Origin of the sequence: Pigmentibacter sp. JX0631, from assembly GCF_029873255.1 — a bacterium.
Classification (GTDB): Bacteria; Bdellovibrionota_B; Oligoflexia; order Silvanigrellales; family Silvanigrellaceae; genus Silvanigrella.
Map to the genome: position 1 here is coordinate 3,010,215 of NZ_CP123622.1, position 16,899 is coordinate 3,027,113.

Annotated in this window: 17 protein-coding genes; 16 read left to right on the forward strand and 1 reads right to left on the reverse strand. The window is 31.4% G+C overall.

All coding sequences use genetic code 11. The features are described from left to right. Positions 1-161 precede the first annotated feature (161 nt). From fliG to QEJ31_RS13130, 16 genes are all read left to right on the forward strand, one after another. Positions 162-1,160 (forward strand): flagellar motor switch protein FliG, encoded by a 999-nt coding sequence (fliG, locus tag QEJ31_RS13055; protein WP_280590749.1) that lies wholly within the window; start codon positions 162-164, stop codon positions 1,158-1,160. Positions 1,161-1,170: 10 nt separating this feature from the next. Further along, positions 1,171-2,400, forward strand: coding sequence for a FliH/SctL family protein (locus QEJ31_RS13060; protein ID WP_280590750.1), 1,230 nt, complete (start codon positions 1,171-1,173; stop codon positions 2,398-2,400). A 2-nt stretch (positions 2,401-2,402) separates the two neighbouring features. Further along, a complete protein-coding gene (locus tag QEJ31_RS13065) occupies positions 2,403-3,746 on the forward strand; it encodes a FliI/YscN family ATPase (protein ID WP_280590751.1) in 1,344 nt (447 codons plus the stop codon). Continuing rightward, a complete protein-coding gene (gene fliJ, locus QEJ31_RS13070; protein WP_280590753.1) occupies positions 3,743-4,201 on the forward strand; it encodes a flagellar export protein FliJ in 459 nt (152 codons plus the stop codon). Before QEJ31_RS13065 ends, fliJ begins: the two co-directional genes overlap by 4 nt. Beyond that, positions 4,198-4,785 (forward strand): hypothetical protein, encoded by a 588-nt coding sequence (locus QEJ31_RS13075; RefSeq protein WP_280590755.1) that lies wholly within the window; start codon positions 4,198-4,200, stop codon positions 4,783-4,785. The genes fliJ and QEJ31_RS13075 overlap by 4 nt, the downstream gene beginning before the upstream one ends. Continuing rightward, positions 4,742-6,157 carry a THUMP domain-containing protein gene (locus QEJ31_RS13080; protein ID WP_280590757.1) on the forward strand — a complete coding sequence of 472 codons (1,416 nt, stop codon included), beginning with the start codon at positions 4,742-4,744 and terminating at the stop codon, positions 6,155-6,157. The genes QEJ31_RS13075 and QEJ31_RS13080 overlap by 44 nt, the downstream gene beginning before the upstream one ends. Before the next feature lie 18 nt (positions 6,158-6,175). After that, positions 6,176-7,858 carry a patatin-like phospholipase family protein gene (locus QEJ31_RS13085; RefSeq protein ID WP_280590759.1) on the forward strand — a complete coding sequence of 561 codons (1,683 nt, stop codon included), beginning with the start codon at positions 6,176-6,178 and terminating at the stop codon, positions 7,856-7,858. Between the two features lie 110 nt (positions 7,859-7,968). Then, positions 7,969-9,237 (forward strand): hypothetical protein, encoded by a 1,269-nt coding sequence (locus QEJ31_RS13090; RefSeq protein ID WP_280590760.1) that lies wholly within the window; start codon positions 7,969-7,971, stop codon positions 9,235-9,237. 85 nt (positions 9,238-9,322) lie between these two features. After that, entirely contained in the window at positions 9,323-10,027 is a 705-nt protein-coding gene (gene rdgC, locus QEJ31_RS13095; RefSeq protein WP_280590761.1) for a recombination-associated protein RdgC, read from the forward strand. Between the two features lie 9 nt (positions 10,028-10,036). Beyond that, positions 10,037-10,537 carry a peroxiredoxin gene (locus QEJ31_RS13100; RefSeq protein ID WP_280590762.1) on the forward strand — a complete coding sequence of 167 codons (501 nt, stop codon included), beginning with the start codon at positions 10,037-10,039 and terminating at the stop codon, positions 10,535-10,537. 151 nt (positions 10,538-10,688) lie between these two features. Beyond that, complete coding sequence (locus tag QEJ31_RS13105; RefSeq protein WP_280590764.1) at positions 10,689-11,456, forward strand: fatty acid desaturase family protein; 768 nt, start codon at positions 10,689-10,691, stop codon at positions 11,454-11,456. Between the two features lie 164 nt (positions 11,457-11,620). Further along, the gene (locus QEJ31_RS13110; RefSeq protein WP_280590765.1) at positions 11,621-12,292 is read left to right on the forward strand and encodes a uracil-DNA glycosylase family protein; all 672 of its coding nucleotides are present in this window, start codon (positions 11,621-11,623) and stop codon (positions 12,290-12,292) included. Between the two features lie 193 nt (positions 12,293-12,485). Further along, a complete protein-coding gene (tig, locus tag QEJ31_RS13115) occupies positions 12,486-13,766 on the forward strand; it encodes a trigger factor (protein WP_280590766.1) in 1,281 nt (426 codons plus the stop codon). A gap of 126 nt (positions 13,767-13,892) precedes the next feature. Continuing rightward, positions 13,893-14,186, forward strand: a complete 294-nt coding sequence (locus tag QEJ31_RS13120; protein WP_280590767.1) for a hypothetical protein — start codon at positions 13,893-13,895, stop codon at positions 14,184-14,186. Positions 14,187-14,522: 336 nt separating this feature from the next. After that, the gene (locus tag QEJ31_RS13125; protein WP_280590768.1) at positions 14,523-14,798 is read left to right on the forward strand and encodes a hypothetical protein; all 276 of its coding nucleotides are present in this window, start codon (positions 14,523-14,525) and stop codon (positions 14,796-14,798) included. 149 nt (positions 14,799-14,947) lie between these two features. After that, positions 14,948-15,394 (forward strand): hypothetical protein, encoded by a 447-nt coding sequence (locus tag QEJ31_RS13130; protein WP_280590770.1) that lies wholly within the window; start codon positions 14,948-14,950, stop codon positions 15,392-15,394. Here the strand turns inward: QEJ31_RS13130 and QEJ31_RS13135 are convergent. Beyond that, positions 15,383-16,885 (reverse strand): FAD-dependent monooxygenase, encoded by a 1,503-nt coding sequence (locus tag QEJ31_RS13135; RefSeq protein WP_280590771.1) that lies wholly within the window; start codon positions 16,883-16,885, stop codon positions 15,383-15,385. The two genes, QEJ31_RS13130 and QEJ31_RS13135, sit on opposite strands and share 12 nt — an antisense overlap. Between the last annotated feature and the right edge of the window lie 14 nt (positions 16,886-16,899).

Genomic DNA, 16,899 nt, shown 5'->3' on the forward strand with positions numbered 1-16,899 from the left:
GTAAAATAATAATAAAGCATAAATTAAAAAAAATATAGACAAAAATTTGATATACATTTGGCAAAAATTACCTAATTTAATTTTGACAAACTGAAATTTTCTTCCTTAACAAGTTATAAATTTGGCATTAAATTTAAATAAATATCTACATAGGTGAGCATGTGGCAATAAAATATACTGGACCGCAGAAAGCAGCAATTTTACTTTTAGCATTTGGTGAAGAAATTTCAGCTGAAATCTTCAAACATATGACTGAATTTGAAATAAAACGTATCGGTAGCGCAATGAGTCGTTTAGGTAGAGTTGACAGTGATGTAATTGATATGGTTATGGAAGAGTTTTATCAAATACTTCAATCTAACAAAAAATATTTTCTTGGAAGCAATGATTTTACAAAACGTTTGATTGAGTCTGCATTTAAAAGTGACCAAGCTAATGCATTAATTGATGAGCTTTCATTGACTTCAAATGCAAATTTAGAATCCCTAGAATTGATAGATCCTAAAACTTTAGCTAATTTTTTACGAAGTGAACACCCACAAACGATGGCATTAATATTAGCACATTTGGATCCAAAAAAATTTGGAGAATGTTTAAAAATATTACCTGAAAGTTTACATACGGAATTAATTTTACGGGTTGCCAGTTTAGAAAGTGTTTCACCTGAAATTATTGATGAAATTGATGATGTTTTACGCAATGAAATCCAGCGTCTAGGAAACGTAACAAGTTCAAAAGTTGGTGGTATTGATCCTATTGTTGAAATGCTAAATTTAATGGATAAAGCTACTCAAGAAAATATTTTAGATAGATTAGAAGAAAGAGACCCTGATCTTGCTGAAAATATAAGAAAGCTAATGTTTGTCTTTGATGACTTGATCAAAATTGATGATAGAGGAATTCAAACTGTTCTTCGTGAAGTTAAACCTGAACAATTAAAACTTGCATTAAAAACAGCTTCAGAAGGTGTAAAAGAATTAATTTACAAGAATATGTCTCAAAAAGCAGCTGAAAATTTAAGAGAAGAAATGACAATAATGGGCCCTGCAAAAATTTCAGATGTGGAGCAGGCTCAATTTGCAATAGTTCAAGTTGCAAGAAGATTAAACGATGAAGGGAAAATTGTTATTTCAGCTAGTGGAGAAAATGCGTTAGTATAATGGGAGAAAAATGGCTAGCAAAAGTGGGAAATTAGTAAAAAAGTCAGATGAAAAAATGATGAGTTTATTAGATATGGATAGTTATCCATGGTTACATTTTAATGAGCAAAGTATAATTTTTCCTGACAATGTGAAGCGCTCAGTTATTTTAGAAAAAATGCATGATCCTTTGGAGATAACTCAAAAAGTTATTTCAGCAAAAGAATTCGAAAAGCCATTTGCCGGAAAATCAAAACCATTAATTCCTAGAGACATGACTGAAGATTATAAGCGTGGGCAAAGAGAAGCATTGAAGAGAAGGCGGCGAACATTAATGGATGAAGAAGAAGCTATGGCGTTAGAATTAGCTGAATTAGAGCATGTTGAAGAAGTAAAATTAGGTAAAGAAAAACAAAAAGATAAAGAAAAAAAAATTAATAAAAAAGAAGATAACAAATTTGATCCAAATTTGAGCGAAAAAAAAGACATGGCATTAGGAGAAAGTGAAAATAAACTAAAAGTATTTCCTAAAGAAAATATTACAGAAGAGAAAAAAGAAGTTCAACCACCATTACTGCAAGAAGATAAAGTTAAAGAAAATGTAGATCCAAAAATTCTCGAATTAGAATTAAATAAAGCTAAAGAAGATGGCTTTCAAGAAGGACGTAAAGAAGGTTTTGAACAAGGTGAAAAAATAGGAAAAGAAGAAGGGTATAAAGTTGGGATAGATGAAGGTAACAGAATGGGATTTCAAGTAGGAGAAGAAAAAGGATTGGTAGCAGTTGAATCTAAATATGATAAAGCATTTGCAAATATTTCAGAAGCTGCATTGAAAATGGATGAATTAAAAACAACTTTAATATCAGAAGGAAAAGAAATATTTCTAGAAATATTAAAACTTTGTTCTGAAAAAATAATTCGTGAACAGATTAAAGCTAGTGATACTACTCTTTTTCGAATTTTTGATGATGTTATTAAAGAAATAGATACTAATTCAAATCTTACAATCCAAGTTAATTCTCATGATGCTCAAAGGCTAAAAAAACATTTAGAAGTTCAAAATTCAAAATATAAAATAAAAATAAAAGAAAATAATTCATTGGAAAATGGAAATTTTCAAGTTGAAAATGAAGCTGGGGCTTCATTAGTAGATATTAGAAAAAATGTAGATACTATAATTGATAATATAAAGGATGAACTATTTAAAGAAATTTCATCAAATAAAGAAGCTAATTATGATATTCCTAAAAAGGCAGGATAGTTATGTTTTCTAATAATGCATTAGCAAAAATTAAAAAACAACGTGAAGTACTACAGCCCCAAAATCATTTTGAAAATTTCGGAAAAGTTGTTCAAATAGTAGGAACAGTTATTGAAGTTACTTTAGCAGATGCTCCCTTAGGAGCTCTTGTTAAAATTTTTAATCGTGAAAAAACTTTTGCAATTGAAGGTGAAATTGTAGGATTCAGGAAAGAAAAATCATTAGTCATTCCTTTTTCTGATCCAGCTGGAGTGTGTGCGAATTCTTATGTTCAATGTATAGAAAGAGAGCCGAAAATACTGGTTGGTGATCATCTTATTGGAAGAGTCATCGATGGTTATGGAAGACCAATGACTGGAACTTCTTTCCAAATCGGGCAAGGGATTCCCTATTCTATTCATCGAGAACCTTTAAATCCTTTAGTAAGGAATAGAATAACTAAACACTTTGATACAGGAATACGTTCAATAAATGGGCTTTTAAGTTTTGGTGAAGGTCAACGGATAGGAATTATGGCTGGCTCAGGAGTAGGGAAAAGTGTTTTGATGGGAATGATTTCAAGATATTCTGATGCTGACGTTAATGTAATAGCTTTGATTGGTGAGCGAGGAAGAGAAGTCCGAGAATTTCTTGAAGAAAATCTTGGCTCAGAAGGTATGAAAAAAAGTGTTGTTGTGGTTTCGACAGGAGACCAGTCTCCATTAAGCAGAGTGAGAGCTGCCCATGTTGGAACGGCAATTGCAGAATATTTTCGCGAGCAAGGAAGAAAAGTATTATTACTTATGGATTCTTTAACCCGGGTGGCAATGGCACAACGGGAAATTGGTTTATCAGTTGGCGAGCCTCCTACAACGAAAGGTTACACTCCCTCTGTTTTTTCTTTGTTACCTAAGCTTCTTGAAAGAGCTGGAAACAGTCAATCTTCGGGTTCTCTGACTGGCATTTACACAGTCTTAGTTGAAGGTGACGATTTTAATGATCCTATTAGTGATTCTGCAAGAAGTATTTTGGATGGACATATTAATTTATCAAGAATTTTAGCAGAAAGAAATCATTTTCCTGCAATAGATATTCTTTCTAGTGCTAGTAGAGTTTTAACCGATATAGCATCACAAGAGCACTTAAAATATGTAGCATATATTAGAGATTTAATGTCAGAGTATCAGAGAAATGAAGATCTTATTAATATAGGCGCTTATAGCAATGGTATAAACCCTAAGTTAGATAGAGCAATAAAATTACTTCCTAAAATTAATGAATTTTTAAAACAAGATAGAAATATCAATTGTAATTACAATGAATCTTTGTTGTTATTAAAAGAATTAACAGGAGATGATTTAGCATGAATTTTAAATTCTCCTTGCAAAGAATTCTAAATCTACGTGAGCAAGAAACTCAAGAAGCTGAACTTAAATTAGAAAAGACTAGAAATATTATAGCTGATTTGCGAAAAATGGTGCACCAAGAGAGAGATATGTATTTTGATGAAAGAGACGAATTGAATCAAAATTTAAAAACTGGAAATTTAAGTTCAGTTAAAATTTATGAACGATCTTTATTATTAAGACAAGAAAGAATTATTGAATTACTTGATAATATAAGAACTTATCAGGCAGATTTAGAAGTTCTACAACAGATTTTAATCCAATCTAAACGAAATCAAAAAATACTAGAAAACCTAAGAGATCTAAAGAAAAAAGAATTTTTTGATAGAGAAACGGCGAAAGAGCAAAGGATGATTGATGAAATAGGAAGCCAAAAATATATTCGAGCACAAATTAATGAAAAAGGTGAAGAATGAGAATAGTGTTCATCTACTTTCTGATAAGTATTTCTCAAATTTTTAAAGCATTTGGAGAGGATTTACCTACAATACCAAAAGAATTAACAGCTTCTGAAGCGCTAAAAATTAGAGAAGAGCTGCAATTAATTAAAATAGATATCGAACAAAAGATTGTGAAATTAGAAGAAGCAAAGAAATCTTATGATTTAGCCAAAAATGATGTTGAAGTACGGATAAAAAAAATAGAAGAAGAGAAACGTTTACTTGACGAAACCCTCCAAAAAGAGAAAAAACTAAAAGAGGATCGGGTGAAAGAGGCTGTGGAGTTTGTTTCAAAAATGGAGCCAAGAAAGGTTGCTCCCGTTTTAGAATCTATGGATAGAGATTTAGTGATAGCTCTATTTAGCCGTTTGCCATCAAGGCAAGTTACTAAGCTTCTTGAAAATACTTCACCCGCAAAAGCGACACAATTTTTGGAGTACTACACTAGAATTCGCTCTGGTAGAGAATTTGAAATGCTACGTGAACTTGGGTTATGTTCTCCAGCTAAGGAAAAAAATGAAGAAAAAGGAAAACAAACATCTGAATCAGCAAAACAGTGACTATTTGTATGGACAGTCTCCAAGTTTAAGATTTTTTGTTACCACTGCAAAAGGATTTGAAGACACCCTCCAAGAAGAATTATCTGAACTATATGACTTTTTGAAAATTAAACACCATAGTTGGAAAGGGTCTGCCGGTTGTTATGTAGAATCACCTTGGTCAGGTGCAGTAAGTGCTAATTTAGCTTCAATGTGTGCTAGTAGGGTTTTATTAGTACTACTTGAAAGGCAAATTGATTCTGAAGAAGATATCTATCATGCATGCCGTGAAATTAGCTGGACTGATCTTTTTGAAAAGCAAAAAACATTTGCAGTGAACGCTTCAATAAATCATACATTTATTGACAATTCTATGTTTTTAGCGCTCAAAATTAAAGATGCTTTATGTGATAATTTTCGAGATGATTTTGGCAGTAGGCCGAATGTGGATACAGAAAATCCTGATGTAAAGATATTTGTTCGTTTGGTACAAAATAAATTAAGCATTTCTATTGATACAACCGGAGAGCCTTTATCGCAAAGGGGTTATCGAACAAAAACTGTAGAGGCTCCACTGAAAGAGACGCTTGCTGCTTCTTTACTACGAATTACTGGTTGGAATAAATTAGCCAATAGTATTTGGAATAGTTCAGAGGGTGTCAATTTTGAAGATAAAGAAACTAGAATATTAAAGAAACAAGGAATAAAAGTTAAAGAACACCTCTTATCCCCATTTCTTTTAGATCCAATGTGTGGTTCAGGCACTTTTGCAATCGAAGCGGCACTTGCTCTTTTGCATTGGAAACCCAATGCACATCGCACGCATTTTGCGTTTTTCAATATATTGCCTGAATTAGAACGAGAATTAAAATCTTTAGCAAAAGAAATAAGAAATAAAATATTAGCGAATGAAAAATCAATAACTAATTTAATTTTGGTTATTAGAAATTATGCGAAAGAAAATAATATTGAATTTGATGAAAATACTGTCTATTCAATAATTGCAAGTGATATTTCAGAGAATAATTTAGAAACAGCAAAAGAATGTGCTAAAAATGCTGGTGTTAATAAAATTATTACCTTTAAAAAACAAAATGCTTTTATGTCTAAGCCCCACGCATCAGTTGGACTCTGTTTAGTTAACCCACCATATGGTGAACGCTTAAATGAAAACACGGATTTGGAACCTTTTTATAAATCCTTGGGTGATTTATGGAAACAAGAATTTCCCAATTGGACTTCTTGGCTTATTTCTGGGAATGAAGAAGTTGCAAAAAAAGTTGGTTTAAAACCTACACGTAAAATAACTGTGTATAATGGGAGCATTCCTTGTAAGTTTTTCCAATATGTTTTGTATCCAAGGAATTCAAAAAATTCTAATCCTACTAATTAGAATTAAAAGGAGATCTACTTGGTTGCGGATAAATTTTGTGGATATAAAGAATTTAGGGTAATGTACATTGCGGATTCTTCATTAATAGAATCCTTAAAAGTCGATTTTTTAAAAGCTGGCGCAAGAATTATACATCCAGATAAACCAAACTCATTTTCAGTTTCTTCTTATTTATTAAGAAGACTTGCTTTGGCTGCGAATTCCTTTCCTGGGGCGACAGTTAATTTCTATGATGATGTTCATGAAGTCGCTCGTGAACTTCCCATCTTTGATGCAGATTTAATTATTTTAGATGAAAGAACGATTGAAAAAGACCAAACATTTTTTTCACAACAAGATAACAATTTAAGTGAACAACATATTCAACAGGGAGAAGAAAATCCCGAAATGGCTAATGTGCTACATTCTTCTTCTATTACAAGTGAAAAAAAAGATCAAAAAATACCTATTACATTTGAAAATCTTCGTTCGGCAATTGAAAAATTTACTCCTTCAGGCTTTTTATATACAATGCGCAGAATAGTTGTCATTCTTCCAAAATCTGCGCGTAAATCTAATCGTGAGTTTTATTTAAGTCTAGCAAATGTTAGAGCAGTAATTATTGAACCATCTGATTCAGTTGAGTTATTTTTAGCAGCTACAAGACAACTTTATGAGTTTAGACAATCACATAAAAAAACAAGTATCTGTATTTCTGGCGGGGGGCTAGAAGGCTATATTTATTCAATAGGTGTAGTAAACGCGTTAGATAATTGTTTACTTGATAAAGAAACAGGCGATTTTGATATTTTTTGTGGAGTTTCTTCTGGAGCTATAATTGCTAGTACTATAGCAGTTGGAGTACATTCAGATGATCTCGTAAAACAAATTTATAGAAAGCACACCAGCCTAGAACCTTTAGGCTTAAATACCGTTTTTGACTTTGCAGGTTCAGAAATAATTAAAAGAGCATTCGATTTTATCCGAGCTTTTTCATCTTTTGATTCGGGCGAAGTGATTAGTCGACTACAACATTCAGTTCCAACTGGTTTTTTTAAAGGTGAGAAATTAAAAAAATTTTTTGAAAAACAAATGCGGCATTTTGGTATAGATGATAATCTCTCTTCATTAAAAAAAGAGTTATATATAAGTGTAACAGACCAGGATACTGGGGAAAATATTGTTTTCGGGGAAGAACCTTGGAAAGACATAAAAATAAGCCAAGCTATCAGAGCGAGTACAGCTTTACCTCCCTTTTATTTACCAGAATTGATTAAAGGTCATTGGTTTACAGACGGACAATTAACTAGCGCTTCCGATTTTAATACTGCAATTAGAAAAGGAGCTGCATTGGTTGTTTATATTGACCCGATGGTTCCATATACTAGTAATTTACCTGGTGCTGTTATGAAGCGAGGAGGGTATTTTACTATGGTGCAAGCAGTAAAAAGTTTAGTGCAAACTCGCTCTAGTTCGATGCTAAAGCATTCAATGGATAATCACCCTGATGTCGATTTTATTATTTTTAAACCAACAGATGAAGTTATGGAAGCGATGGCAGGTAACCCTATGAAATACTATATCCGGACAGAACTAGTAGAATTAGGTTATCGCTGTACTATAGCCCAAATATTAGCATCTTATGATGCTATTGCGCATAAATTCGCTAAACACGGATATGCTCTAAAGTCCAAAAATATGATTGCATCCCTCTTAAACTGACAAATTTCCTACATAAAAATTTCCTATAGGCAATAATTGGAGCTTGAATCCATTCTTTTACATTCCGATATAAACTTTGCATAGGGAAAACAGTGCTTAGAGGTTGTGAAATGACTAATATTCGCCTTAAGAAAACCGACTCAAATAACCGGCAAAAGGAAAAACCTGAAGAAGTAAAAAATGTTCCAAAAAATGAAACATTTCCAGATGGTTCCAGCGATGACGACTTAGGTAAAAAGAGAAAAATGATTCTTACTGGAATAACTGCTGGAGTTGGAGTTGCTGGCGCTGCAGCAGCAGGTTTACTATTTTTTGGTCCTTTTTCTCCTTTTGGGATGAAAGAAAATGAAAAACAAGATAATATACCTACTGAAAAGCCTGTAGAATCTCCAGCTAAAAAAGAGGAACCGTTTAAAGTGCAAGTCCCTCAAGAACATATGGTTGAACAATCAAATGTCATTGCAGCTCCAGTAGGGAAAGAATCTGCTAAAACTTCTAGCAATAAAGTTGCTGTTGCACCTCCCGTTAAAGAAACTGAAACAAATAAACAAAATTTGATAGAAGCTCCTAAAAAAATAAATGAAAGACCTACAGTACATTTAGACAATAAGGATATACCTCCTCCATTTATTGCACCAAAAAATGATATTTCTGTAGCTGCACTACCAAAAGAAGCTACTGGGCCAGCGGTATATAATTATGATATACTAGATGGCGGACCTTTATTAAATATTCCACAAAAACAAAAAATTTATGTTTCAAGGGATCCTAATTTTAAGAAAATTTATTTAAATGGATCTGCAGATTCAAGTGGGAAATATAGAATTTCTATACCTCCACCAGGAGAAATATATTGGAAAGATCAAAATGATAATGTGCATAAAATGACTATCATACCGCCAGAATCTTCTGCACTAATAGCAGATATTCCTGAGCAATTAAAATTAAAAGATACAATTAAATGGAATTCTAATGGCAAGGTTTCTTTTTATAGAATTGAAATTGCAACAGATATAGAATTTCTTAATCGAGTGAAGGTGTTTAGTACAGTTAAAACAAGTTTTCCTGTTCAAAATATTGGAAAGGGAAGATGGTATTTAAAAATATCTGCTCTTAACTTACAAAGTGGCACTTGGGATTTTACAAAAATATTTCCAATTAATATTGAAGATCATCTAATAATTAAAGAACCTGTTGTGATAGAACAGCCAAAAAAAGAAGAACAACCAGCTCCAATGCCTGAAGTAAAAGAAGCTAAACCTGAAGAACCAACACCTACAGTTCAGCCTGAAGATCCGCCTGTCAAAGCTGCAGAACCGGTTGCACCTGTCGAGGCAACTGTGCCTGAGAAATCAACTATTCAACCACCTGAAGAATAGCATTCTAAAATTTTCTCATGTAAATTACCTTTTGGACTGTTTATATTTTAAACAGATTTAATGTTAATTATACAAAGGGTAAAATATGCCAATTGCGACAGGCTCGCTTGCTTTGAAACGCTTTCAAATTCTTACTCATGGCAAAGATTTATCTATTCAATGGATCATGGATAAACTCAGCAAAGCTTTTATTTCACCTCTGCACATTGATGATGTAAGAGAAGATGCAAATGGTTTTTGTCACCCTTTTACTGGTGAGCCTAAGATAGAATATCCGCATTCCTTGGTTTTTGATCAGTTTTTTTTGTTTGGAATGAGATCCGATAGAAAAAAAATACCGGCTACTTTTATGAAGTTGCAATTACGAAATGCTTTAGAAGCTCTAGGACATGAAAAAGAAGATAGTCAAGGAAATAAAAAGAAAATAGGGAAAAAAGTACGAGATAATATAAAAGATAAGTTAAAAGAAGAACTATTAAAAAGCTCTATTCCTTCAGTTAAGTTAACAGAAGTATTATGGAATTTAAATGACAATCAAATTTGGTTAACTTCAACATCTCCTTCATCTTTAACTGAGTTTGAAAAATTATTTTCCGAAACTTTTGAATTACCTATTATTAATATTAATCCTGGAACAGCCGCTTTAGATTTCGAGAAAATACAATTAAATTTAAATGCTGATATCCAACCTTACTTAGATCTATCTCCTGTTTCTTTAGCAAATAAGTTTCATTTTGAAAGAAAAAGTGAAACCAATTATGAAAATGAATCAAGCCAACCAGTTTTTTAGGAAAATAATATGCCAACAAAAAAAACAGAGCTTTCTCCTATTTTAGCTAAACCTTATAAATTAAAAAAATTTACAGTTGTCGATGAAAATGGAAACGGTATTTCTGAAAAAGATCTTTTAGGGAAATGGAATATTATTTACTTTTATCCTAAAGATATGACATCTGGCTGTACTATAGAGGCAAATGATTTTCAGGCTAAATTAAAAACATTTCATAATTATGATTGCAATATTTATGGTGTGAGCAAAGATTCTTGCCAAAGTCATTTAAAATTTATTCAAAAAGAAGGTTTAAAATTTACCTTATTATCAGATGAAGAAGGAAAATTATTAGAAATTTTTGATGTATGGAAAGAAAAAAGTATGTATGGAAAAAAATATATGGGTATTGAACGCTCAACTTTTTTAATTAACAAAGAAGGAATGGTCGTTGCTGAATGGAGAAAAGTTAAAGTAACTGAGCACGTGGAAAAAGTCTTAGATGTTTTAAAAGAATTATCAAGTTCCTAAAATTCTACCAATTTTATAAATTCAATGCCTGTAACTTTGGAATGCAAAAAAGAATAGAAATGCTTAGAAATGACATATTTTCATATTTTTCATTTTTATGTTAATATAACTTCAAATTGTGATTTATGTAACAATTTTATGAGGTTCAATAATGAATGAGATAGATAAAGAAGCTCGTGACCAAGAAATAATCCAACGCGATAAAAATGAGCTAGCTAGTGGTTATCCTAAATGGTTTAGAGCTATAGAGATTGTTGGTTTATTCTTATTTTTATCATTTGCATTTATTATAAGTTGGAAAATAATTGCCTCCTTTCATGAGCTATGGTTTTTATCTTTACCTGCTCTTATCCTTGGTTGGGTATTTAGCGATTTTATAGGCGGAGTAGTGCATTGGGCAGGTGATACTTGGGGGTCTGTAGATATTCCTATTTTAGGTCCTGCACTTATTCGCCCCTTTAGAGAACATCATGTAGATCAGCTTGCAATTACTCGGCACGATTTTATTGAAACCAATGCTGCTTGCGCTTTAGCAGGCACTCCAATACTTTTTGTTTGCCTTTTTTTACCCATAGGATCTTCTCATAAGTTTTTATCCTTTTGTGTTTACTTTGTTTTTTTTATGACAATATTTGTGTTATTTACAAATCAAATACATAAATGGGCACATTCAAAAAAGCCAAATTTATTAATTAAAATATTGCAAAAATATAGAATATTTTTAAACCCAGAGCATCATAAAATTCATCATACAGTCCCTTTTAATAAATATTATTGCATAACAACTGGGTGGTTGAATCCAATTTTAACTTATCTCGATTTTTTCCCGAAATTGGAGCGTTTCATTACAAAGTATACAAAAGCATTACCTCGACGTGAAGATATCGGACAAAAAGCGGCAGAAAAACTTCTCACTTGAAATTCTCTCTGTTTGAAAAATCTTTTAACTATGATTTTTTGCTGCTTGAAAATTATCTTTTTTAATTAAAATTTAAATAAATCTAAGAAAAGTTGATCTTTACAACAGTTAAAATTTCCAATATCAATATTATTTGTTTTTAAAATGTAGATGAAAGAAAATTCATGTCGTTTACTAAAGAAGTTTTACTGCAAAACATCAAAGCTCGAACAATAAGCCAAATCATTGAAGGTGTTGAACGGTTTCCAAAACCTTTCCAGGCAGAAACTTTCATTCAATTACCAGAAGATGAAAATTTGTCAGCTAAAATTTCTCAATGTGTTCTGTGCTCATTAGCTAAGTCGAGAAATCATGTTGTAGTTTCAAAAGTTATTCAACCTAAAAAATATTTTATTCTAGCGGATTTTCCTGATTCAATAGAAGATAAATCTGGACATATCTTTTCAGAAAAATCACCCTTAGCAAGTCTTATTTTGAATTTACTTGGGAAAATTGGAATTATCAACGAATCTTATTTTTCTTATGCTATAAAGTGTTTTCCACAAAAAGCTCTCTCAACAGATTGTCTGAATATTTGTGTCCAAAATCATTTATTAGATGAACTAAAAAATGTTGCGCCCGAATACGTTTTTTGTTTTGGCTATCGAGCAATGAAAGGCCTGTATATTTCTCTTAAAGTTCCCTTTTTTTTTGAAAATATTAATGAAAACAGCAAGTTAGATAAATTGGAGCTCTCTGGAAAATCTATCCAACCATTTTTTCTTCCGAGTATTAAAGAGTTATATGAATTTCCGCATTGGAGAAAACAGGTTTGGGATCTTCTCACAGGTCTATAATTGTTTCTTTTGTCAAACCAGTTTCCTTAAAATTATTGATTTTATAGTCAAAATGCAGTTCAGTATTGACCTTACAGGTTCTCTTTAGTAATGGTTTTTAGCTAAACAATTGGTGTTTGCTACGCTCTTTATAGGACTTGGCAACTTTAAGCAACATCCGTTTTATGGATTTTTTATTAAGTAGGAACTAAAAATGACATTTTCCTCAACTATTGAAGAAGTGAATAGCACTCGTCGTAAATTTAAAATATCAGTACCAGCTGCTTCTATTAAAATAGCATTTTCTGAAGTTGCTTCGGAAATTCAAAAAACTGCAGAAGTTAGAGGATTTCGTAAAGGAAAAGCACCTCAAGCTTTGATTAGAAAGTTTTATTTTGGTGACATAGTAAAAAAAGCTGCTGATAAAGTAATTAATAATGCATACTCTGATGTTGCAAAAACAGCAGATTTTCAAATTGTTAGTTATCCACATATTGAACCAGAAAACCAATTTGATGAAAATAATGATTTTCAATTTACTGCTACGGTTGATATCAATCCCAAAGTTGAAATTAAAGATTATTCTAATTTAACTGTTAAATTAAATAAAAATTTAAATATTAATGCAGAAGAAGAACTTGATAAATTACTTAACAATTATGCTAGAATTTTAGGCAAAACTGAAAAAGATGAGAGCGGAAGAACTCTTGTTAAAGGTGATGTCGCTAATGTTTCTTATAAAGTATTTTCAGCTGAAAATGAACTTAAAAATAAAGAAACAAATTCACAAATGATTGAATTAAATGGCACTAATCTTCCAGCAATTGAAGAAGCAATTTTAGGATTAAAAGCCGGCGAATCCAAAACTTTCTCGGTAACTTATCCAGAAAATTATCAAGATGATGAGCTAAAAGGGTTAACAGTTGAATTTCAATTGGTAGTCAATTCTGTTGAAACTATAATTCCAGCTGAATTAAATGATGAATTTGCTACACGTTTAGGTCATAAAACTATGGATGAAGCAAAAACAAATTTGCTCGAAACCATCAGAAAATCCAATGAAGAAGCTCGTTCAAGTTCTGCTTTTGCACAGATAGTCGATCATGTTCTTACGGTAAATAATTTTGAGGTAGCTGAAAGTTTAATCGAAAGTACTATCGATCGTGCTATAACTGAAGCTAATGCCAAAGCAGCAAAAAATGCTCAAATTAATAAAGAAGATGAACAAGTACGAGCTGGATATCGTGAATGGGCTTCAAAACAAGTACGCGGAATTTTAGCTTTAGGGCATATTGCAAGACAAGAAGAAATAATAGTGAGTGATGATGAAATGTTAAGAGATATGGCTTCATACGCTATGGCAAATCGCATGGATCCACGCGAATTAATAAAACGTGCTGGGACACAAATTTATGATGAATTTCGTGGTCAAGTAATGATTCGTAAAGTAATTTCAAAAATTTTGGAAAAAGCGCAAATCGAATATATTGACTAAGATAAAAAAATCTTTAAAAAAGATTTTGATCTTGGAATAAATTCTGAATTGTTTGCGTTTTAATATCTGAGGATGATTTTTTGCTCCTCTTATTTTAATCTAAGCCAATTTTTTTTGGGGGTTTTCATGAAACTTATATCTTTAGTTGCAGCATCTCTTCTTACTTTTTCTGCTTTTGCAAACGAAGCGGCTACTGAAGCAGCTGCACCTGCGGCGGCTCCAGCCGCTGAAGCTAAACCAACTTCTACAGCAGCTGCAAGTGATGCTAACGCTGAAGCTAAGCCTGCTGAACATAAAAAAGCTGAGAAGAAAAAAGCAGAAAAGAAAAAATCTGCACACAAGAAAAATAAAGCTAAAAAATCCGAAGCTGCTAAATCTGAAGCTGCTCCAGCAGCTGAAGCAGCACCAGCTTCTAACTAAATATCAGTTTAAAGCTGAAGTGTTAAAAGCCTCCTGTTAAGGAGGCTTTTTTATTTAATTTTTGAAGAATTAAATAATTAATTAAATTTCTCAATATCGTTAATAAAATTCAAATTCACATCAAAGTAACAATTTATATTGACTTTTTGTAAATATAATTTTATCTTAACAAAAGATAATTGCTTGAATCTGTGATTTTATTTGCCTTTTCTTTACTTTTGCTTCTGATATCTTGTAAATCTGGCAATTAAAATTCTGAATAATACTAAATATTCCTTATTATTCTTTAATTAAATAATTTATTTTTTATTCCTTAGTAATTGAAAGGAACATGCAATGGGAATTTTATATCCTATCGAAGATTATGAAATATGGGCTAAGCGTTATGATATTGAAATTAAAACTATTCGTTGTGATAAATGCGGTAAAGCAATTACGACCTCAAAACCTTTTGCGTTAGGTCAATTGCGAGGTCTTCTAGCAGAAAATCATGGTTGTGAAGGAAAATGCTTAGCTTCTGTGGTATTTCATGGGAATCAGCTAAAAAAAATTGAAGGCATGCTAAACCTAAAAAAGAAAGCTAAAAAACCTAGATTTATCAATATCATATAATTACCAATAATAAAGTATTACTTTTTTAAAAAGTAGAAATATAAAAGTAATTGATTTATATCAATTTTGTGTTAAAATAAACATACTGGCAATGAACTTCCTTTCCTGTTTTGCTTATTAAAATAAATTAAACAATTCTAAAGGTTTGTATGAAATTTAAATTTAATAAACATATTAGAGTCTTAAGTGCTATTTTGGCGTTTAGTTTTTTCAATTGCATTTATGCTATTGATTACCATGAATCTACTAGCGATAGAAATTCAATTCCATTAAGAAACTACTTAATTTCTCATAAAAAATGGATAAAATCTTATTATCAACAAGAGAAAAATTTACTTGTAAATAGAAAAAGTTATTCTAGCGAACCTAGTCAGGTATATAAACCAAATTTCTACGAAAGAAACGAATTAACTCCACTATTTGATCGATATTCTTATGTAAAAGATTCAATAGAGAAGCCAGTTACTATTAAGAATAAAGAATTGATTCAAAATGTTGAATTTGTAATGACACCCCATTTTAATTTACTTGGAGCACATCTTTATCCAAGTTCTAGTATAAATGTTTCTTTAGAATTAAAAGCTTTATTTTTTTAGCCAATAATTTAATTCTTTTTTAATGGATACTGAAGATTGTAAATTATCAGAAGCCCATGCAATATATAAGTCAGGTCTGATAAGTAAATATTTTGTCTTGAAAAATTCAAACCTTTTTTCTGTGTACTTAAAATGATAAATATCTAATCTATCTTTAAATTCTTCTGGTAGTCTAAATTTTTGATGAGTGAAGCAAATAAATACGAAATTTCCTCTAGAAAATAAATTGTATAAATTTAAGCAATTAAAATCCTCAAAAAGCTCTAAATCCGGAACTCTACAGCCAATTAATTTATTTTTATCTTCTGTGCAATTTTGATAATTGATATGTAATCCAGCAATTTCTTGGGTTAATTTTTTATTGACTTCATCTGTTTCTATAATAACATCTTCAAAATATTTTCTAAAAGCAATATCGCTTTCACTGGTTCTAAATAGTAAACTTTCTTGTTTTTTGACTGACTCCATTAACATTTTACCTGCATAAATTCTTTCTGTTTGATAGCTATCTAGTAACCATTTTGGTGCCCAACCCTTTAATTCAGCAGCAAGTTTCCAACCCAAATTAAAAGCATCTTGAATCCCATAATTTAGGCCTTGACCGCCTGCAGGTAAGTGATAATGAGCAGCGTCACCAGCAAGTATTACTCTATTTTTTATTAGTTGTTTTGCTAATTTATTGGCATTTCCAAAGCTGGAAATCCAATGTGAGTTTTTTACTCCAAAATCGTGTCCGCAAATATCTAATAAATATTTTTTAATTAAATCTAAATCTAAAGAATTTTCCTTCAAATTTTTATCTATGCTATCACTAATTATAACAAAGCGGGTAAGTTTTTTTCCAGCAGGCATTACCACTACGACACCTTTGGAACTAAATTCACACTGTGTAGAATATGCTAATGGGGTATCTAAATAAATATCTGCCATTAATGTTGTATTTGTTTTATTTGTTCCTAACATTTCTATATTACTTATTTTTCTTATTTTACTTTTGGCACCATCGCACCCAACTAAATATTTAGCTTGGAATTTTAATTTATTTTCTAGATGTTTTACTTCAACTACCACGCCATCATAATGCTCTTCAAAATGAATAACTTCATGATTTTTTAATATATCTACACCTAATTCTAATGCATGGTTTTGCAGGATAATTTCGGTGTCTTTTTGTGGCAACCAAAGTGTAAAATTGCAGGGACTATCTAACATATACATTTTTAATTTAATCATGACAGCATAGTGATAAAGAGGAAGCCTGGGATCTTTTTCTAAGAGATCTTTTCCTTTTTCTATAAATTTTTCTAAAATTCCTCTAGAATATAACAGTTCTGCTGTTCTTGGATGAATTGTAGCTCCCCGTGATTGTGGTGATTCTGCAATTTTATCGTCTAAGACTAAAGTTTTTATCCCTTTTAAAGCCAATTCACAGGCAAGCATGAGACCAGTAGGGCCTCCTCCAGCAATGACAACTTCATATTCATTTTTCATTTCTATTTTCCTTT